Source organism: Chitinophagales bacterium (genome assembly GCA_041392475.1).
GTDB lineage: Bacteria > Bacteroidota > Bacteroidia > Chitinophagales > UBA2359 > JAUHXA01.
This window is the reverse complement of sequence record JAWKLZ010000003.1, coordinates 1,212,296-1,233,037: the sequence shown is the minus strand read 5'-3', so window position 1 is coordinate 1,233,037 and position 20,742 is coordinate 1,212,296. Positions and strand designations below refer to the sequence as shown.

14 protein-coding genes, 1 tRNA gene and 1 pseudogene are annotated in these 20,742 nt (G+C 39.1%); 12 read left to right on the top strand and 4 right to left on the bottom strand.

The window, feature by feature from the left end; all coding sequences use genetic code 11:
• Positions 1-130 precede the first annotated feature (130 nt).
• Complete coding sequence (locus R3E32_27685) at positions 131-4,813, top strand: hypothetical protein (protein MEZ4888537.1); 4,683 nt, start codon at positions 131-133, stop codon at positions 4,811-4,813.
• Between the two features lie 132 nt (positions 4,814-4,945).
• On the opposite strand, the gene R3E32_27680 is transcribed toward R3E32_27685, so the two are convergent.
• Positions 4,946-5,833 (bottom strand): dienelactone hydrolase family protein, encoded by an 888-nt coding sequence (locus tag R3E32_27680; GenBank protein ID MEZ4888536.1) that lies wholly within the window; start codon positions 5,831-5,833, stop codon positions 4,946-4,948.
• Positions 5,834-6,430: 597 nt separating this feature from the next.
• Between R3E32_27680 and R3E32_27675 the strand changes: the two genes are divergently transcribed.
• The 3 genes from R3E32_27675 to R3E32_27665 all read left to right on the top strand — a co-directional run bounded on the left by R3E32_27675 (position 6,431) and on the right by R3E32_27665 (position 9,589).
• Positions 6,431-7,339: a Stf0 family sulfotransferase gene (locus R3E32_27675; protein ID MEZ4888535.1), complete on the top strand. Its 909-nt coding sequence runs from the start codon at positions 6,431-6,433 to the stop codon at positions 7,337-7,339.
• Between the two features lie 68 nt (positions 7,340-7,407).
• Positions 7,408-8,079: a DUF6000 family protein gene (locus R3E32_27670; GenBank protein MEZ4888534.1), complete on the top strand. Its 672-nt coding sequence runs from the start codon at positions 7,408-7,410 to the stop codon at positions 8,077-8,079.
• 190 nt (positions 8,080-8,269) lie between these two features.
• A complete protein-coding gene (locus R3E32_27665) occupies positions 8,270-9,589 on the top strand; it encodes a glycoside hydrolase family 140 protein (protein ID MEZ4888533.1) in 1,320 nt (439 codons plus the stop codon).
• A 22-nt stretch (positions 9,590-9,611) separates the two neighbouring features.
• Here the strand turns inward: R3E32_27665 and R3E32_27660 are convergent, their stop codons facing one another.
• From R3E32_27660 to sucD, 3 genes are all read right to left on the bottom strand, one after another.
• Positions 9,612-10,997: a hypothetical protein gene (locus tag R3E32_27660; GenBank protein MEZ4888532.1), complete on the bottom strand. Its 1,386-nt coding sequence runs from the start codon at positions 10,995-10,997 to the stop codon at positions 9,612-9,614.
• A 362-nt stretch (positions 10,998-11,359) separates the two neighbouring features.
• Entirely contained in the window at positions 11,360-13,891 is a 2,532-nt protein-coding gene (locus tag R3E32_27655; protein ID MEZ4888531.1) for a hypothetical protein, read from the bottom strand.
• A 642-nt stretch (positions 13,892-14,533) separates the two neighbouring features.
• On the bottom strand, positions 14,534-15,406 hold the full coding sequence (gene sucD / locus R3E32_27650) for a succinate--CoA ligase subunit alpha (GenBank protein ID MEZ4888530.1): 873 nt from the start codon (positions 15,404-15,406) through the stop codon (positions 14,534-14,536).
• 202 nt (positions 15,407-15,608) lie between these two features.
• Between sucD and R3E32_27645 the strand changes: the two genes are divergently transcribed.
• The 8 genes and pseudogenes from R3E32_27645 to R3E32_27610 all read left to right on the top strand — a co-directional run bounded on the left by R3E32_27645 (position 15,609) and on the right by R3E32_27610 (position 20,698).
• Positions 15,609-15,694 (top strand) — tRNA-Leu (locus R3E32_27645).
• 642 nt (positions 15,695-16,336) lie between these two features.
• Complete coding sequence (locus R3E32_27640; protein MEZ4888529.1) at positions 16,337-17,011, top strand: hypothetical protein; 675 nt, start codon at positions 16,337-16,339, stop codon at positions 17,009-17,011.
• On the top strand, positions 16,959-17,318 hold the full coding sequence (locus R3E32_27635) for a hypothetical protein (protein MEZ4888528.1): 360 nt from the start codon (positions 16,959-16,961) through the stop codon (positions 17,316-17,318). The genes R3E32_27640 and R3E32_27635 overlap by 53 nt, the downstream gene beginning before the upstream one ends.
• 22 nt (positions 17,319-17,340) lie before the next feature.
• Positions 17,341-17,469 (top strand): annotated as a pseudogene (locus R3E32_27630) (IS4 family transposase).
• Positions 17,470-17,810: 341 nt separating this feature from the next.
• Positions 17,811-18,326: a VUT family protein gene (locus tag R3E32_27625; GenBank protein ID MEZ4888527.1), complete on the top strand. Its 516-nt coding sequence runs from the start codon at positions 17,811-17,813 to the stop codon at positions 18,324-18,326.
• Between the two features lie 75 nt (positions 18,327-18,401).
• The gene (locus R3E32_27620; protein ID MEZ4888526.1) at positions 18,402-18,707 is read left to right on the top strand and encodes a metalloregulator ArsR/SmtB family transcription factor; all 306 of its coding nucleotides are present in this window, start codon (positions 18,402-18,404) and stop codon (positions 18,705-18,707) included.
• A 286-nt stretch (positions 18,708-18,993) separates the two neighbouring features.
• Positions 18,994-20,319, top strand: coding sequence for a hypothetical protein (locus R3E32_27615; GenBank protein MEZ4888525.1), 1,326 nt, complete (start codon positions 18,994-18,996; stop codon positions 20,317-20,319).
• A 124-nt stretch (positions 20,320-20,443) separates the two neighbouring features.
• A complete protein-coding gene (locus tag R3E32_27610) occupies positions 20,444-20,698 on the top strand; it encodes a DUF4212 domain-containing protein (GenBank protein MEZ4888524.1) in 255 nt (84 codons plus the stop codon).
• Positions 20,699-20,742 lie beyond the last annotated feature (44 nt).

Sequence of the window (20,742 nt, the reverse complement as noted above, 5' to 3'; positions counted from 1 at the left end):
GTATAAGACCAAAGTTTTACATGACCTTTTTTTGTGCTCAAAAACGAACTTCTTGATTTTACTTTTAGAAAAACCCAACTCCATAAAATTACGTTTACTCCACAAAACAAACTATCAAAATAAAAACTCCATGCAAACCCCCAACATATTAATTCTCCTATTCCTCCTTTCCTCCACCTTCCATTCCCTTCAATCCCAACCCCCTGCAAACGATGATAGTCCACTTGCCATCAACCTATCAGGCATTGTTTCTTGGGCAGAAGGCTATGCTTTTGTGGATGTTTTCAAATCTGCAAGACCTTGGATATCACAGCATCCAGATGCTGCATGGGGGCAAGGCCCTGCCATAGCCACCGATAATTTGGGTTGGGTCACGAGTTTGTCAACAGAACAATATGTCGAAACGGTCATGTTGGACGGAGTAGCAGACCGACCTGCGGGGATTTACAACCTCTATTATGAAGGTGAAGGAACGTTTGCTTTTGTAGGTGATGTAAGTTCGTGGACACAGGTGGCTTCAGGACATATTGAAGTAAATGTATCGGCAGGAAACGCAGGTATTTGGCTGCGAATCCTCGCCACCGACCCCAACAATACAGGCAATTACCTCCGAAATATTCGCCTCGTGATGCCAGGCTTTGAATCCACCTACCAAACCGAACCCTTTCACCCCACTTTTTTGGATACTTGGAAAAACTTCAAAACCATTCGGTTCATGGATTGGCTCAACACCAACAACAATCCCACGCAGACTTGGGCTGAACGCACCAGCCCAAACCACCAAAGCCAAATGCGTTCCAATGGCGTGGCATTGGAGTATTGCATTGATTTGGCAAATACTTTGCAGACCGATGCGTGGATTTGTATTCCGCACCAAGCCGATGACAACTACATCACCCAATTTGCGACCATGCTCAAAAACGACTTAGACCCCAATCTCAAAGTCTATATCGAATACTCCAATGAAGTCTGGAACGGACAGTTTGACCAAGCTACCTATGCTGGCGAACAGGGCGTAGCACAAGGTTTGGCGGACAATGAGTGGGAGGGAAGAAACTTTTATTACTCCAAACGTTCAGTTGAAATTTTCGATATTTTTGAAACTGTATTTGGCGGCACAGACCAATTGCAGCGGGTATTGGCTTGGCAAAATGTGAATGTGTGGGGTTCGGCGCAAATTTTGGACTACAACAATGCTTATTTGAAAACCGATGCCTTGGCAATTGCACCTTATTTTAGCGGAAATTTGGGAAGTCCAGATACCCAAAACGAGGTCGCCGCCATGTCCATTGACGAAATATTGGATAGGTGCGAACACGATATTTCTGTGATGATGGAAGGCGTTCGGAAGCAGGGCATCAATGCTGCCGACCACAATGTTTCCATGATTGCCTACGAAGGTGGACCACATTTGGTGGGGTATTATGGCGCAGAAAACAACCAAACTTTGACCAATCTCTTTATTGAAGCCAATCGACATCCCCGAATGAAAGACTTGTATTTGGACTATTTGGAGCGTTGGAAATTGGCAGGAGGAGAACTTTTTGCCGTTTTCAGTTCGATGGGAAGCCCAAGTAAATGGGGCAGTTGGGGCATTTTAGAGAATTATGGACAAGAATATATGTCCGTTCCCAAATATGCTGCTGTACAGCAGTTTATGGAATGCAATTCACCGGCTTGGTGGCTCAATCCGACAACTGAAAATAGTCCTGTAAATGGTACTGTTTTGATTGATTTTCAAGGAAATGAATTGCAGGCTTCCACCGTCACAACGAATCGAGCGCCAACTGTTGAAGCCAACCGATTATTTTTGCCTTTTAGCACAGCCAATGGCGACCACAGTTTCAATTGCAGTGGCTATGCACAAGGTGAATTTTATGGAGGTTTGACGATAGACTATGCCAGCAATCCTTTGGGCGGCTACCTTTACAATTTGAGCAATTGGGGAGCAGGAAACGTATTTGTAGCAGCTTCACATGGCAGCGAGAATATTTATACCAAACTGAACGGCATCTTTTTGTGGAAAAAAGCGCAGTTTTTGAACGGTATGAGTGCGGCTGCAAATGTAACGGTTGGGAAATTGCAGCTTCATACTCCTTCGATGTATTCGGATGGACACTTGCGTTTTGTGGTCAAAAATGGCTCGATCTACTACATTTCCGATTACATACGTTCGGGCCCCGACGGAACGTTTGATTTAGAGCTTTTCAACCAATCAAGTCAGCCTACCAAACGTTGGCGAATCTTCAATCCAACTACCAACAATTTTGAAATTCCCTTTCCATTGGTGGATTTTGAAGCGGTGAACTTCGATGATGTCACTGAAGTAGGATTTGTGTATCAAGCCGAAAGAAGTGGTTGGAGCCATGATTTTCAGTTTGATACATTCACCGTTTACAGCCGGAATGCAGAAGAATTTACGGTCACGCTCAATCAATCCGATACCCAAAACGACCCAACCGCTAGCAGTCCGATTCACTTCACTGCAAAGTTTAGCGAACCGACCAATAACTTCAATAACAGCGATGTAACGATAGGAGGAACAGCTTTGCCGACAAACGTTACTGTCACCGAAATCGTCCCCAACGATGGCACAACCTACGATATCCTCCTCAGTGGCATGAGTTTGTCAGGTTCAGTAATAGCCCAGATTCCCGTCAATGTTTGCACCAACAGTGTAGGACATCCCAATCGAGCAGCAACTTCTGCCGACCACATTGTGCAGTTCAACATTGCCAATCCACCAACGGTGACGCTCAATCAATCTGCCAATCAAGCCGACCCCGCTTTGACCGCACCCGTCTATTTCACCGCTATTTTCAGCGAATCGGTTACAGGTTTTACAGCCAACGATGTGCAGTTGAGTGGAACGGCAAATCCAACAACGGTAATTGTGACAGAAATCGCACCGAATGACGGCACGACTTTTCAGGTTGAAGTGAGTGGGATGAACACAGATGGAACGGTCATTGCAGCGATTCCACAAGGAGTAGTTGTGAATGCTTTGGGAGCTGCAAATCTGGCTTCAACGAGTACTGACAATGTGGTGGATTTTTACCTTTCCAATCCTCCTTTGGTGACGATTAATCAAGCTGCCAATCAAGTCGACCCCACTTTTGCGGAAAATGTGCATTTTACAGCAGTGTTCAGCGAATCGGTTTTTGGCTTCGATGGCAGCGATGTGGATTTGAGTGGAACAGCAAACCCTTCAATGGCAGTTGTCACCGAAATCGCACCCAACAACGGTACAATCTTCAATATTGAAGTGAGTGGCATGACATCGGACGGAACGGTTATCGCCGATATTGCAGCAGGAAGTGTGCAAAATAGCAGCACAGGAACGGCAAATTTGGCTTCAACGAGTACGGACAACGAAGTGCAGTATTTTCTTCAATTGCCTTCAATGGCGACCGTTATTGACTTTCAAGGAGCGAATGTACCTGACGAGGTAAGTTTGAATCGAAATTTGCAGGGCATCAACGGCAATACGCAGTATTTAGCAGAATTTAGCACAGCCGATGGCAGCCATTTTTTTAATACAGGTGATTCACAATCTGAGTTTTATGGCGGTGCTTTCATAGATTATACACCGATGGCTGATTTGGGGTACAGTTGGGATCTTCGCACGAATGACAATGGTTTTGCGTCCAATAGATTTTGGGCTTTTGCAGTTGCACCCGAAGGTCAGCCGAGTACACTTCGCACCTTGTTTATGTGGCGCAAAGACCAGTTTTTGAACAACATGGACTTGGTGCAAGTGGGTTTTGACGAAGATGCTGACAACAGTTCTTTGGAAGTAAACATACTGATAGCGAGTGGAGAAGGCTTTGAAGTACGGTTTGTGGTGAAGCAAAACGGAGGCTATTACATCTCGGAATTTGTTGGCAACACAGAGGGAGCGATTGGTTTGGAGGGCTTCAACAATTCTAATTTGGTAGGCAAACGATGGACAGTATTCAATCCTACGGCTACGGATTTCGATTTTTCGGGTGCTTCGGAAACTTTTGCAGCAGTGGATTTTGACGATATTGAGGAAGTGGGATTTTACTATGAAGGAGTACGGTCGGGTTGGGCACATGCTTTGGAGTTTGATGCTTTTAGCGTGAATGCGGTCAATCGTGCGCCAAGTGAAGTTCGCCTAAATGCAAGATTGCAAGCAGCTTACAATCCTTCAACGGGAATGATGAACACCGATTTGCGTCAAAACAATTTACTGCCTTTGAGTCAGCCCTTCAATGTCGCACCGTGGAACTACAACGGTTCAGAAAGTGTGACAAGCAGTACCGATTTCCCTGCAAATGTGGTGGATTGGTGTTTGGTGGAGCTGCGAAATGCCAACAATGCGGGGCAAATTTTGCAGCAAAAAGCGGCTTGGTTGTTGGCGGATGGGAGTGTGGTCGACATTGCAGCGAAAGAGGATGCAAACGTGAAAGGAGTGATTTTTGAAGAATTGGGGAGTGGTGATAACTATTTCGTTTCCATCAAATTTCGCAATCATTTGGCTTTGCTTTCTGCAAATACTATTTCTCTGTCTAATGCACAAATTTTAGACTTCACGAACCCCAACGAAGTGCTGCAAGGTGCTACACAGTTGGCAGATATGGGGAATGGCGTTTATGCTTGTTTTGCGGGGGATATGGATGGGAATGGCGTGGTGAATGTGGAGGATTTCAACCGTTTTGTATCTGAAATTTCGCAGTTGAATGGCTACTATTCAGGTGATTGCAATTTGGACGGTGCGGTTACGGTGACGGATTACAATTGGTATTTGGGTAATGCGAGTGTGATTGGTGTGGAAGAAGTGCGGTATTAAGTAGTAAATCAAAATTAAAATGAAAAAAACACACTGATAAACAGTTGTTTGAGGAATTTTAATTGTTAAGATAAATATGGCTGACTACTGAATGCAAAAAACCTTGGTTCTTTGAAGAAAAGGTTGATTTCTTTATTGCAACTTGTCATTGAAAAATGCAATGGTGCGGCTCCACGATAAATTGGCTGCAACTTCATCGTATCGAGGAGTTGTATTGTTGTGAAATCCATGATTTACTTCTGGATAGAAATGAGCTACATAGTCTTTATTATTGGCTTTGAGGGCTGCTTCATAAGCCTCCCAACCTTTATTGACTCTCTCGTCCAAACCTGCATATTGAAGCATCAGTGGAGCATTGATTTGTGGTACATCTTCTTCCGAAGGTTGACTACCATAATAGGGAACTGCTGCTGAAAGAGTAGGAATCCTTACGGCCATCATGTTGGATATCCAACCTCCAAAACAAAAACCGACAACCCCTATTTTGCCATTACAACACTTGTGAGATTGAAGGTATTGATAGGCTGCAATAAAATCTTCGAGCATTTCATTTTTATCCCTTTTTTGCTGCAAAGCTCTTCCCTCGTCATCATTGCCAGGATAGCCGCCTAATGGGGTCAGTGCATCTGGAGCGACTGTTATAAATCCTTCAATTGCAGCCCTTCGCCCAACATCTTCAATGTAGGGATTGAGCCCTCTATTTTCATGGACTACAATGATTCCTGGGAACTTCGATTTACTTTTTTTGGGTCTGGAAAGAAGGGCGCGAATTTTTCCGCCTCCTTTTGGTGATTTGTATTTGATGTATTTGGACTTCAATCTTGGATCATTGGGTTCTACCAAAATGGAATCCACATAATTGGGCAGGATGAAACTGAGGAGGGAAGAAACAGTTAAGCCGCCTACTGCATAGACTGACAGTTTTTCAATAAATTGCCGTCTATCCAACTTATTGTGGGCATAGTCATCATATAGCTCAAAAACTTCTTGATTTATATCTTCTTTTTTCAGTGGATTCATGGTTTGGTATGTTTGTTTAATTTACTTTAGCGGAATCTATTTAAAATACTGTTTTTGAATTGTGTAAACAGTGTTTCCTCTCAAGAGTTTTGTGAAAATACCTTAAATCCTGCAAATCAGCAAATTTTCAAGAATGACTATTTTAGTTTGCCTAAAATTAAGAATGATTGTTACAATAATGCTGCAATGGTCATTCTTCAAATGCGATAAAAAATTGTTGATTATAAGGTTTTGCTGTGACCTAGACTCAAGTCAAGAATTACAAGCCTTAAACAACTTACCTCCAACTAAAAAAACTTACAGCCTTGCCACCTAAAATCCTACGGATAGCTCTCAAACAATTTCTCCATTAGCGGATTAACCAAGGTTTCGCTGCTCAATTAGAACCAATTTTGTTATTTTTACAATATTGGAGAGTTAGGCAAAAAACACAATTTTCCCCATACCTAATTTTATTTAAATTAAGTATTTGATTTTAAAATTATTTTTAAGTTAAAAATTTCAATTAATAAAATCGTTATTTGATACTTTTCTTGTTGCTTCAAAAAGCCTCAGGAAATAAAGCCGTATTAACTAATTTCAAACAACTTACGGTCAATGGGATTATATCTTATTTGTACTTCACCTCGAACAGGAGGTAGCGTATTTAGTTCAACTTTAGCCCAAACGGGTTTATTAGGGACACCTGGTTCTTATATATATACTTATCCTGCGAATGAGGTACTAAACAAATTGAATAGAGATGAGTTTGAAAAATATTTGAAAACGGTTCTTGAGCGGCTTCATCAAGAACAGCATATCACTAAAAAATATTCAAATGATTTATATTGGTTATATGAAACCAATATCTTCCAAAGTTTAGGAAGCCCTATAGAGCGACTTCGGTTTTTTTATGATCATTTGAAGGCATCTAATATGTTTGAGTCCTTGGAGAATATTCGTACTTCTCCATTTGGAGGTGAAAATTGGGGCATTAAAATCTTATCCAATGACAATAACTATGATGGTGGGTTCAACTTTTTGATACGTCATCTTAAAAACACAGCACACAATGCCAATAAAAAATCTACCCTGCAATTATTACAAGAAGTATGTGTGGACATTAAATTTATTTGGCTGATTAGACGCAATAAAGTACGTCAAGGACTGTCTTACTGGAAAGCCGACCATACTAAAAAATGGCATCAATATCAAAAAGAAGCACCCAAAGAAAAAGTTAAGAACTTTCTACCTACAAAGAAAGAGCTTAATAAATATGTTATTCAATTAGCTTTAGATGATGCACATTGGGAAGAGTTTTTTACTAAAAATCAGATAATTCCACTTACTATTGTCTATGAAGATTTCATTCTCAACCCAGATCAAACCATTAAAGATGTTTTAAATTATTTAGGAATAAAGCCAACTAAGAACACTTATTTTAATAGTTTTAGCGAATTTAAGATGGCTTGTGATGATTCAAATGATTTTATAAATAATTACTATAAAACTTCTTTTTTTTGGTAAACAACCTTAACGCGGGCGCAGATATTCCTTAGATTTGGAGGTCATTAAAGAAAAAAGACAATTCAAACATGGAAGATGAAAAATTAAATGAAGCTATAAAATTACATTCAGCAGGAGCAACAGTTATGCATAAATCACCATTTGAAAATTTACAATCCTACCAAAATGAAATCGAAATTGACCAACTGTTTCGAAGAAAATGGGTAATTCCTTTTTACCTTAAACTTCATAGAAATGACAACGAATGGATAAATAAAATAGTGGGAATATATCAAGAAATAAGTGATGAAGTTATCCTCAAAAATTTGGGTGATTTTAATTGGCGAACACGCTCAATAGGTGCATTCTTCGCAGCAATAAAAGACAAAAGCGAATTTATCGAAATAATTGGAACACATTTAATCAAAAGTGAAGTTTGCTATGCTGGAAGAACTTATGCAAAAGTTTTAGCCTATTTCAATGACGAAAAGGGGAATGAATATTTAGAAAGGTATTTAGAATATTACCTAAAGCAGAAAGACCTTTATTTTGACCAAATAAATGTTTTTCGTGCAGTAAAATATATAGATGAAACTAATGCGACAAACAAAATAGAGAGGTATTTAAATGATTGGAAAGAATATGCCAAAGGAAAATTTCTATATGACGAAGAAGATAAAGAAATAGAAACAGATGATTTAAGACAGCAAATAGAAACAATTGAAAAAATAAAAAATATGGCTACCCTGCTTGCGACATAAAGTCGCTCAACCTATTCTTAATCGAACTAGTGGTTAGGTAAAATCTTGATAAGGAATGTCAATAAAATAATTTCCCGATTTAGACTATGAACAACGCTCAATCATTGAAGTTTATAAAAAATTAAAAAGAATGAGAATGTTTTTATTCTTACTATTTATACTTTTGTGTTTACAATGTAGGCAAAAACAAATGGGAATGCCGCTTTTGAAGGTTTCGGAAAACAAGCGTTTTTTAATGAAAGAAAACGGCGAACCATTCTTTTGGTTGGGGGATACAGGATGGTTGGTGTTCTCAAAATTAGACCGCCAAGAAGTTGAAAAATATCTCAGCAATCGAGTCGAAAATGGCTACAATGTCATTCAGGTCATGGTACTTCACCAATTGAAGTTGACCAATATATATGGGGATTCAGCATTGATTCAAGGAGACATCACTCTCCCGAATACCACAAAAGGGAATTCATTTGAAAAGGCAGATGAATATGACTATTGGGACCATGTGGATTATGTGGTTGATTTGGCTGCAAAGAAAGGATTGTATATGGCAATGGTTCCTGTATGGGGAACGAATATAAAACAGGAAAATATAAGCCAATCGCAAGCAGAAAAGTATGCAGTCTGGTTGGCAAAACGTTATGCAGATAAAACCAATATCATTTGGCTGAATGGTGGTGATACCAAAGGAGGAGAAAATAGAGAAATTTGGAACGTCATTGGTCAAAGTCTCCATGAAAATGCACCAAAACATTTGATTACCTTCCATCCTTTTGGCAGAATGAAGTCTTCCATGTGGTTTCATGAAGCAGACTGGCTTGACTTCAATATGTTTCAGTCAGGTCACAGAAGATACGATCAAGATGATACAGAACTTGCTTATGGTCAGGACAACTGGAAGTATGTCCGTGACGATTATGCACTCACTCCTATCAAACCTACAATTGATGGAGAACCGTCTTATGAGGGAATTCCTCAGGGATTGCATGATCCTTCGGAACCCTATTGGGATGAAAATGACCTTAGAAGATATGCCTATTGGTCGGTATTTGCAGGAGCTTTTGGTTTTACTTATGGTCACAGTGCTGTGATGCAAATGCACAAATCAGGTGATACATCTCCAGCCTATGGTGTGCGTGAATATTGGACTGATGCACTGAACGCCCCTGGAGCAACACAAATGAAATATCTCAAAGACCTAATGCTTTCAAAACCGTTTTTTGATAGAATTCCAGATCCATCACTCATTGCATCAGAAAAAGGAGAGCGTTATGACTACCAGATAGCTACCTGTGGAAACGACTATGCTTTTGTTTACACCTTCAATGGTCGTGAAATAGATGTGGCAATGGGGAAAATCAAAGGCTCGAAAATAACAGCTTCTTGGTACAATCCACACAACGGAGAAACTATATGGATTGGTGAATTTGACAACACAGGAACTAGGATTTTTAATCCTCCAGGAGAGATACAAAATGGAGTAGATTGGGTATTGGTGTTAACATCTATTGAATAGAAGAATCTGTAATAACCACGAATCAAGCACCACAAATCGCCTGAATCTTTCGCATCAACCATTGTTTTTCCATAACATGACTCTTTTCGTTCAGTGTTTTCAACAATTGTTCTGCCTTTTTGGTCTCTCCCCTTTTGAGAGAACTCAGTTTTTTGATGAACTTAAGCATGTTCTTATAGTTTCGCTTATTGGAATCAGAAAGCACTTTGTTTCGGCGGATGTAGGTGCTAAAACTATGGATCAAAGAAAACAGGGCATCCTCCTCGTGTAGTTCGTAGTAAGACTTCAATAAAATGGACTTTGCGCCCAGATTGTAAGACAGGTTGCGGCTGTTCACTTTCAAGAGATTGGTCATGGCATCTTGGAATTTCTGTTGGTAAAAATTTAGATTTCCCATGTTGTAACAATAGGCATCAGCTTGGTCTTGTTCGGGCAGTTTTTTGTGGTTTTCTTCAATAAATTTTCGAGTCCATTCAAATTCTTGGAGTCGAAGTGCAGTCGTCACAATATTTTTGAAGTGCTGCAAATTTAAGCCGCCGCCTTCTTTCAACAATACATTCTCCAGCATATCTTGGTATAAGAGAAACAAATCTCTCAGGTATTCCTCCTTACCCGTGTTCAGTTTTTTGACCAAGTAGTTTTGCAAATATTGGTAAATATCTTTCGTTTCATCTTTTGCCAATAGGTCTTTGTGGTAATTGAGGAGCGATTTTAAGGTATGATAATTTTCTTCTTTTTCGGGATGAACCAAAGTCATTAATGTAAGTTTGTACATTCTTAACACTGCTAATTTGCGAAGGTCAAATTGGTTCAAATAATCAATAAAAGCCTGAATTTCTGCCTGTTCTTCTACCTGCAATAAATCCTTACGGTTCAAAAAACTGCAAAGGTAGCGCAGCTTCGCCACCAAATAATAGTAATCGAGACTTTGAATGACCCCCAATAAATTGCGCTGTTGGGAGTTCGGTTGATTGTAAAAATCCTCTTCTACCTTCAATAAATAGTCGTGGTAATAGTAATCCGCATTCCGAAGTGATTGGTCTTTTAGCTCTGTTTGGGTTGCGTCAAATGTCCGTTTGAAGTGTTTGAGGGTTTTTCGGTGAAGGCTCGCACGAAGGGTAAATATCTGTCGTGTAACATTCACTTCCTGAATGTATTGATAAGTTATGTAATCTGTGCATAACTTATCTAATTTCGACATAAGTATAAACAGTCGTTGGTCATTGTATTTTTTGGAAGGGAAAAGTTTCTTCCATAGATACTCTTTATTGGGAAATTGCTGTTTCTGATAAAAAAGACACTTATATATAATATCCAACAATTCAATTATATGCTTGTTTTTATTGAAGAAAGGAGAAGCAACATATTCTTTTAGATTTCGCCATTCTTTTTGGGAAATGCTGGACAATATTTCAGATAATTTACTGCCTTCCATATATTGAGTTGAAAAATATTTGTCGAAAAAAGGAAAAAAAATGAATAGAAATAGGTAATTTGATATTGTATTTAATTAAAAATTATTAATTTTTGTTTTTTAATTTAAAATGTGTTATTTCATGCATTTTTTGAAGGGTCTATTTTGCCTTATTTAGTAGAAAAACATCTTAAATAATGTATAGAAATAAGATAAAAAGTTCTTTTTACTCGAAAAAAACTTTCCGATATTTACAATATCAAAACAAAACAATTAGAGAAAAACAAATAAAGTGTTCCCATTAGTTAAATTCCCATTACCCTCAAGCGTGCGTAAACTTGAGGGTTTTTTTATGCTTATCGGTAAGCCTTCAAATCGGGACATTCCTCAATAATCTCCTTGAAAAACTCCGTATCTCCAAAGTCGTTTATCAAAATTTTGGCATAAGTCGGATCTTCATCATTCCCCGCATGAATACTTGCTTGTGGATTCTCCTGACAATATTTAGCCAAATAAGCAGCTTTTGCACCCAATTCTCGGTTGTTGTTCTTGGCTCCGTCTAAGACCTTTTTGTAGTAGTTCATAGCAATATCTCTTGTGCCATATTGCTCGATGAAATGTTCGATACTGTTTTGAAGTGTATCGGTCATAGAAGCAAGGTTAAAAGGATAAGTACCAACACCGTATTGACCAGAAACAGGTTGTTCGTATTCTCTCAATGTCCATATCAAACTGCCCTGCCACAAATTGCCCACATAGCCCCAAAAAGGGGTATTCACAAAAGCATTTCCCAACTTGTAGTAAGATTCAGCAGGCGCATCTTTGGTGTTTTGCAGCAAATCCACCACTTTTTGGGCAAATTCCATTTTATTGCAGCGTTGATCTGATGCCTCTTTGCTCAACGGATTATGGTCAAAATCACAACGGAGATTGTTGTAATCCGAATCAAACCAAGTATCTTCTTCTGGAGTCGTTTGCCAATATTCGGGGCTAATTTTTTGGTACTGCTTCAATGCCGCTTCAAACTGTTGATTCCGCATCATTTTGGTAGCCATGAGGTCCAATATCAAATTTTCGGTGAGCAAACTATCTTCAAAAAGATGGGCTTCAAAAGCAGTTTTGTTAGGTTTGACCGCCAATGTCCTCAAAGTTTCCAAATCAGTTTGTGAAGCGTAGAAATCTATCAATATGCGTGCAGCATCTTCTTCTTTGGCACGATTGAAGCAAAGGAAAGATTTAGCTATATCGCCTTGAAGCATATAGTGTTGAGCAATGTGCATGAGGGTTCGGCTATACACACTGAAGTTTTCATACGCCTGTTCGGGTTGGGGTAAATCCTTGATGGCTTCGTAAAAACTGTTTTCCAAACCTTCGTCCATTTTTCCCTTTTGGGCTAAGTTGGCAAGTGAGCGCACCAAAATCGCCTGTTGTTTTAGTTGGGGATTGGCAGAGGTATTGGCAACCAAATTTAATGTTGTGTAGGCTTCGTCATAGTTTTGAAGTAGGTAATCAAGGTAAGCAGAGGCAGTATGCCACAAAGGGAGGGTTTGTACTTTTCCTGCTATGCGAATGGTGTCTATAAAGGTTTTAAAATCTTGAATATATGCCTTGTTTTCTGGGTTTGGAGCAAGCGAAAAATCACTTTCTTCAATATTCTCTCCAATGCCAAACCAACTTTTGATGGTATTCCATATTTTTTGGAAAAATTCTTGGATGGTTTCTCCAATAGAAGCCTGAGAAGGAGAACGGAAGGCAGAAAGTTTGGCTTTTTCTGTGTCACCATCAGCATTTTCTCCCATCGGAACGGCTTTGGTCATGGAGGGTGAAAGAAGGAGTTGTTCTATTTTGTTGATTTCTCGGATCAGCATCACCTCCAATATACCGCTTTCTGGAGCTTCTTCATACATTTTTTGCAGCACTTCTAAATCCAACTGTTCTTTGTTTTTCAAGCCACGAAGCATCCACAAAGCCGCCGCAGAACCTGGCACTCTTGACGACAATTCCAACATGAGTTGCCAGTCCTGTTCGCCTGTGTATTCAAAATTTTGGAGCGCCAACTCTTTCTTGTCTGGACTCTCCAAAAATATTCTCGAAAAGCCATACATCGCTGGTGGGTTTTGTCCCAAACGTTTGTGTGCTCCTGCTCTCAGTGCCATCGTCCAATAGCGAATAATGCTTTGACCAATCAAATCGCCATTTTCTGAATTTTTACCAATAATGCTGGATGCTTTTTTGGTATAAATATCAATGGCTTCTTCGTAGCGACCTGTATAGAGTGCCAATCGAATGGCTTGGTAAGCATATCTAAGTTTGATAAAATCTGTGCGGCAACTTTGCAGTCTGACCAAAACATCTTGTATCAAACGATTGGTTTTGGTTGGGTCTTTTTCCGTTTCGTTCCACGGATCATACGCTGCAAAAGGTTCGCATTGTTTAGCTGTCACCAAATAGTTAATGGCATCAATGTCTTTGGTTTGGTAGAGGTATTGCAGTAGGGTATTGTTTTTCCATTCTGGGGCTACAATGTTGTAGGGTTTGCCAAAGGCTATTTGGTTGTATAATTTTTGAAGTAAAATCGTATCTGCATCATAGACAACGGCTGCAATGTCATCTGCATTCGGTTTCCCTTCAAAGTATCGTTGCCAATCTGCTACATTGTAGGAGTGTCTTTGTGCCAAAGTCGCATCCCATGGCAATTCTTGGCGGTAACGCCCTGCATCCCAATAGGCTATCCGATAGCTGGTGTCTGATACTACATCGGCATTGAAGAATGTTACCCTGTTTTCGTAGGGGTCTTCCATCGGGCCGCAAGCCAAAATATCTATTGTGGTGAACAATAGGAGGGCAATAGTGAGTACAAAAAAAGGAATAGATTGATAGGACTTCATGGATATTGTTGCTTTTGAGAATTTACCCAAAAATATCAACAATATCTCGTTTTTTTGAATATTGGGGGTTTTAAAAATTAAAATCGGTTTATTGGGTAGGAAGAAGGAGTTGTTTCTTCAATGCTTAACAATAAAATCACATTAAGCTCCAAAAGAGATTTGCATTTCCCCAAAAATTATTGTAAATTAACAACATCACAAATTTATAATAAAAATGACTTGAAAATAACAATAGTTCGTGATAATTTTATGTATAAAAATTATCACGAACTATTGTTTAACATTGAAGGAAAAAATCCCCAATGGTGTGTATTTATTGAAAATCATCAACGAGAAAAAACAAGTGACTACCCATAAGATTGTGAAGACAAATAATTGATTGACAATCAATTATTCAAAAAAAGAAAAAGGGCAAGTTTTGTATAAAACTTGCCCTTTTTTAGCATTGTATTTCTTTGTTTTAGGATTGCCCATGAAATGATATCCCGATTTAGACTTTTGAAGTGTATGCTGAAAAAGGTGAAATATTTGAAAATCAGGATGCTCTGAAAAGAAAACTTCAAAAGTCTTTACGCCTTCGAGGAACTTATCTTATTGGCGTTCCAAAATCTCATTTCACAGATTTTATCAAAGAACCGAATCTTACTGCTTCAATGCCTTCGCCATCGTTTCACCGATATACGCAGGAGAATCCACTACATGAATCCCACATTCCCGCATGATTTTCATTTTTGCCTCAGCTGTATCTTCCGCACCGCCAACGATTGCACCTGCATGGCCCATTGTTCTACCCTTTGGAGCAGTCTGACCAGCAATGAACCCAACAACAGGCTTCGTACCGTGTTCTTTGACCCAATAAGCAGCCTCCGCTTCCATGCTTCCTCCAATTTCACCAATCATGATAATACCATCGGTATCAGGATCTTCCATCAACAATTTGACCGCATCTTTGGTCGTTGTGCCGATAATTGGGTCGCCACCAATACCGATACAAGTAGATTGTCCCATACCCGCTTTGGTCACCTGATCCACGGCTTCATAAGTCAATGTACCAGAGCGAGAAACGATGCCAATTCGACCAGGACGGTGAATAAATCCAGGCATAATCCCCACTTTCGCCTCACCAGGAGTCATCACCCCAGGACAATTAGGCCCTACCAAACGGCAATCTCTATCTTCAATAAAAGCCTTTACTTTCACCATATCCTGCACAGGAATACCCTCTGAAATACAAATAATTACCTTGATACCCGCTGCTGCTGCTTCCATAATTGCATCGGCCGCAAAACGTGGAGGTACAAAAATAATGGACGTATCTGCTCCCGTTTCAGCCACAGCATCTGCCACCGTATTGAAGACAGGACGCTCCAAATGTTGTGTGCCACCCTTGTTAGGCGTTACACCACCGACTACGTTGCTGCCGTACTCAATCATTTGTCCTGCATGAAAACTACCTTCTTTACCAGTAAATCCTTGTACGATGATTTTAGAGTTTTTTCCTACTAAAACTGCCATAAGATATTGACGATTGTTTGATTAGAGATTCAATTAAAATGAGTAAAAAACACTTTACACTATTTTTGATTTTCAAAAAACCAACTGTAAAGGTCTTCCGTCATGCCACAAAAATACAATATTTTTTTTCCGAAAGAAGGAACTTTTTTAGTTTAAATTTTGCTTATCTTTGCGCCTCCAATGAAAAAACACAATCTGCAATGCCCAGGTGGTGAAATTGGTAGACACGCCAGCTTGAGGGGCTGGTGCCCTTCACTGGGCGTGCAAGTTCGAATCTTGTTCTGGGCACACAAAATAAAAAAGGCTTACAGTCAATAGATTGTAAGCCTTTTTTGTTTTATTGCAAAAGATACTCAATACATCCTCTCTACTAAGTCCAATAGGACACTTTCTCGATTTGGAGTAAAGACCTCCGAAATTTTCGCATTTAAAAAACCTTGTTAGTAAGAATAATCCGCTTTCTTTGAAGAATAAATTTCAGAATCCCATTATAATTTATTCATTTGAAACCTCTTACCAATTCTTACTCTACTCCTCAGCATACATTTGTCTTAGACAAAAAATGATATGGTTCTATATAAACAGGACATATTTTTATGATAGTTTCGTGTCTTGTTTCTTACATTCAACCCAAAAACTCAATTTCAATATGGTAAAAAATGCACGCACTGGATTCAAATTGGGAAGGCTTCCGAAATTGGCTGTTCTATTTCGTAGTAGTCATGCTGTTTTTCACAAAACTTTATTGAAGAAAATAAATATATTCTTTAATAATGAATTTCATGCTCTTAGATACCACACCCTCTTTTGTGGGCGGGTATTCTTTGGGACAAACCGACCAATTCGCTCGTCACATGGGCGTTTATAGGTCTTCACGTTAAAAAGGAATAAATCGCAACCCACCCCTGCCCCTCCAAGGAGGGGTAAGGGGTGGGTTTAAGTAATATAAACAATCAATGCGGAAACCAATACTTCAAAGACGAAGTGGGCAAATTTGAATACCGCCTTGCCTTCCATGATGCACTTCAACCCAATCTACAAGTTGGTAATAGCATTGCAGCCTTAAACACGGGCAACACGATTTACAATGCCAACAATCTGTATGGAGATACCAAAGGTGGCTTGGTGATGGAAGGATATTTCCGCTATCAATTGTGGGACAAAGAATCCAATAAATTGCCTTATGTAGTAGAAACCTATCTAGGTGCCAAAAAAATCTTTAACTTAGGCGTAGGTTTCTTTGTGCAGCCGAATGGCTCGATTCGATTGAACAATACGAGCAATCCTGTAGATGAAACGCTTACAGGAACGACTCTTTACAATGTCTTAGACATTCAAGTAAGTACGGAGAGTGTTTCGCATTTTGCAGTAGATGCTTTTTATGATGCTCCTGCTGGCGAGGGCGCATTGAATGCCTACCTGACTTTCATGAGCTTCAATTATGGTGAGAATTTCACGTACCAAAACGGCAGTGGCACACTTGATTTGGGAACAGGCAGTGTTTTGTATGGATATGTGGGCTATTTACTTCCTAGCAAAAAGGTGATGCCTTATGTGGCTTTTCAAAACGCTCAAAGAAGATTTATGGAATGGGCGTATTTATGAAATCAAGAGAAAAATCAAGCTGCATATGGAAAATGAGCAGAAAACTGTTCCGCCAGAATTAGAAACAGAATTAGAGTATTTCAATAAGCATCAAGACCGTATGCAGTACAAAAAATTTAAAAAGAAAAAATGGCTATGTGGAAGTGGTTTAGTAGAATCGGCTATCAGAAGAATAATTAATTTGAGATTTAAGTCTCCTTCATCCTTTTGGTTGCCCGAAAATTTAGAGAATCTTTGTTTTCTCAGAGCTACTTTTTTGGCGGGGAGGTGGACTAATTTAAGCCATGCCTTAACTCGAAATAATTAGTGACAAATCACAATTGCGCCCAATTGAGTTTTTATATAGGGATGCAAAGCAGTTTACAGGATTGGAGCATTGTCAAAGCAGAAACGAGCAAAAGCTCGACTTTCATTTCAATACTTCGCTGACCACTGTTTCTTTAGCCAAAGCAGCTTATCATCTTGACAAGTCCATCGAAGAAAGAAAATCTTTTTCAATGAGAGATATTAAAACTCAGATGTTCAATGAGTTGATGATGGACATAATAATTAAGGAATGTGGGATTGCCCCGAACTGCCCAAATATTCAACGAGCTCGTTTAAAGGTTAGAAATTGGGGCAAAATTTACCAAATGGTGGCTTAGATTCAGCTCTTTTTGGGTTTTTGCCCCAAAAAAAAACATCATTTTACTGCAATTGATTGTCGAATTTGCAAAAAATAGTAATCGACACTTAATTCTTATGTATAAAATTACCACGAACTATTGAATGATAACTTATTCAATAATTTAATTCTTTGGTGAGTTTACTATCCAACTATTTAACAACTCAAAATAAGGACTCGATTTTACAGCGAAAAGATAGATTGTTGTTTGTTATATTGGCAGGTTTCTTTTTGACCAATGCTTTAATTGCCGAGTTTATCGGGGTAAAAATATTTGCACTCGTAGAAACTTTGGATCTTTCTCCCTTCAATTGGAATTTGTTTGGTCAATCTGATTCACTCAACCTCTCGGCGGGCGTTTTGCTTTTGCCTGTCGTTTTTGTGATGACCGACATCATCAACGAATACTTTGGAAGACGAGGTATCCAAATACTTTCTTTTTTGGCGGTAGCTCTCATTTCTTACTCCTTTTTGATGGTCTATGCGTCCATACAACTTGTGCTGCTTTTATCATTGGACTACTGGACTTGGCACAATACGGTTGAGTTAAATAGGGGAGGTTTCCCAAGTTGGTTATTTTATTTTGTAGGTTTGCAGTCTGTATTTGCAATAGTTATGCTATTTTTCACAAAACTTTATTGGAGAGAATAAAAACAAAAAAACTATTTTCGCTATTATCTCTATGTATTTATTATCTTCAATACTCATATAATTAAATATTTGTTTATGCCCAATTTTACTTCTACACTAAACATTGACCTGTTAGAACGTGCTGCTGAAGCACTACGATCCATAGCCCATCCCATTCGACTGGCTATCTTGGCGTTGCTTAGAAATGGAGAACAATTATCTGTTACCGAAATCCACACACACCTAGAAATAGAACAAGCTGTTGCTTCCTATCACCTCAATAACCTCAAAAACAAAGGAGTTCTTACCTCCAATAGAATTGGCAACAAAACCTTTTATTTTATTAAACACGCAGAAGTCGTCAAAATATTGGAGTATGCCGAGCATTGCTTTCAGAAGTAGGATTTTGAACAAAATATACAAGTAGAAAAATAAAGCAGATGCAGTATTGATGGTGTCCGAATCATATTTTCTGATGTGCGCTTGTGCAAATGTTTAATTAGCATTCATTTATCTTATCCCCTTAGTTCCATTCCCAAAGTATAAATTCTTTTTCAAGCATCATTTTTTTTGCGGATTAGAAAAAAATTCTAAAAAAGTCTATTTAATTTTGAAAGTATATAAATATTTACATACTTTTATGCTGTAATAGTCGAAAAATTATTTCTAAACGTAAAACAAGCATACTATGAAAAGACTTCAACCCTTCATTTTTACACTTCTCCTAATTGGATTTTGGGGGATGAGTACTGCTTATGCACAAGAAGAAAAAAAAGAAGTGGATCACTCCTACAAACCCCTGACCTTGAAGATGAGTGAAGATGGCAGCAAATACATCCGCTTCATCACTTGGCACCAATTCTGGTTAACTTCTCAAAATTTATCAGATGACAATGCTGACTTCAAAATTACTCCCTCAATTCGCCGATCTCGTTTGTTGTGGTTTGCACAAGTTTCGCCTAAGTTTATGATTTTGATGCATATTGGTTTGAACAGTTTGAATTCAACCAATATGAATCCAACAGGTGTACAAAGCAATGGCCCACAAATGTTTTTGCATGATGCTTGGGGGGAATACAAACTAACCGATGCACTTTATGTAGGCGGTGGTTTGCACTACTGGAAAGGCATGAACCGCTTGGCAAATTCTTCAACGTTGAATTTTATGACCCTAGATGCTACAACCCCTTTTGTCGGTTGGCATTCTTTGGGGCAAACCGATCAATTTGCTCGCCACATGGGCGTTTACTTCAAAGGGGAAATGGGAAAATTTGACTACCGACTTGCCTTCAATGATGCACTCCAACCCAATCTGCAAGCAGGCAACGGAATTGCAGCTTTGAACACGGGCAACACGATTTACAATGCCAACAATCTCTATGGGGATACCAAAGGTGGAATGGTGATGGAAGGATATTTCCGCTATCAGCTGTGGGACAAAGAATCCAATAAATTGCCTTATGCTGTGGGAACTTACTTGGGTTCTAAAAAAATCTTTAACTTGGGAGTAGGTTTCTTCACACAGCCCAATGGCTCAATTCGATTGAACAGTACGGGTAGTCCTGTAGATGAAACACTTAGTGGAACAGCTCTTTATGATGCGTTGGACAATCAGGCAAGCACCGAAAGTGTGTCGCATTTTGCAGTAGATGCTTTTTACGATGCGCCTGCTGGTGAGGGCGCACTGAATGCTTATGCAACTTTTATGAGTTTCAATTATGGTGAAAATTTCACCTACCAAAATGGCAGTGGTTCGCTGGATTTGGGAACAGGTAGTGTTTTGTATGGACATATAGGGTACTTGTTACCAGGCAAAAAGGTGATGCCTTATGTTGCCTTCCAAAACCGCAATTACGATGGTTATACCGACAATGGTAGTACCTTCGATTTGGGTCTTAACTATTATGTAAATGGTCATTTTGCCAAAATCACTTTGGAGTATCATAGTGCGAAATGGGGTAATCGAGACCAAGATTTGAGTCAATTGCGCTTGCAGTCTATGATTTTCTTATAGTCAAGTCAGTAGCGAGGTATGAGGAGTTAGGTGTTAGCCACAAAGAAATATGCTGCTGCCTCCTGACTCCTATTCTTGACACCTTAAAAAAACAATTTTTCTCAACATAAAACAAACAAATCTTATGGCACAAACAAAAATGCAAGAATATTGGAGTAAGAACATCCGATACTTGACAATTCTACTTTCAATCTGGTTCATTGTATCCTATGGCATGGGTATTTTCTTTGTAGATGCACTGAACAATATTAAAATTGGAGGCTTTAAACTGGGCTTTTGGATGGCACAACAAGGGGCGATTTACGTATTCGTAGCCCTTATTTTCGTGTATGTCGCATGGATGAACAAGCTCGACAAAGAGTATGATGTGGATGAATAGATGTGATCTTCAATCCAACAATTTTCCAATTAATTCAATTCAAA

Excerpts from the sequence above, each read along its gene's own strand:
- R3E32_27685 (MEZ4888537.1), top strand. The coding sequence starts at position 131 with ATGCAAACCCCCAACATATTAATTCTCCTATTCCTCCTTTCCTCCACC.
- R3E32_27680 (MEZ4888536.1), bottom strand. The coding sequence starts at position 5,833 with ATGAATCCACTGAAAAAAGAAGATATAAATCAAGAAGTTTTTGAGCTA.
- R3E32_27675 (MEZ4888535.1), top strand. The coding sequence starts at position 6,431 with ATGGGATTATATCTTATTTGTACTTCACCTCGAACAGGAGGTAGCGTA.
- R3E32_27670 (MEZ4888534.1), top strand. The coding sequence starts at position 7,408 with ATGGAAGATGAAAAATTAAATGAAGCTATAAAATTACATTCAGCAGGA.
- R3E32_27665 (MEZ4888533.1), top strand. The coding sequence starts at position 8,270 with ATGGGAATGCCGCTTTTGAAGGTTTCGGAAAACAAGCGTTTTTTAATG.
- R3E32_27655 (MEZ4888531.1), bottom strand. The coding sequence starts at position 13,891 with ATGAAGTCCTATCAATCTATTCCTTTTTTTGTACTCACTATTGCCCTC.
- sucD (MEZ4888530.1), bottom strand. The coding sequence starts at position 15,406 with ATGGCAGTTTTAGTAGGAAAAAACTCTAAAATCATCGTACAAGGATTT.
- R3E32_27635 (MEZ4888528.1), top strand. The coding sequence starts at position 16,959 with ATGTGGCTTTTCAAAACGCTCAAAGAAGATTTATGGAATGGGCGTATT.
- R3E32_27620 (MEZ4888526.1), top strand. The coding sequence starts at position 18,402 with ATGCCCAATTTTACTTCTACACTAAACATTGACCTGTTAGAACGTGCT.
- R3E32_27615 (MEZ4888525.1), top strand. The coding sequence starts at position 18,994 with ATGAAAAGACTTCAACCCTTCATTTTTACACTTCTCCTAATTGGATTT.
- R3E32_27610 (MEZ4888524.1), top strand. The coding sequence starts at position 20,444 with ATGGCACAAACAAAAATGCAAGAATATTGGAGTAAGAACATCCGATAC.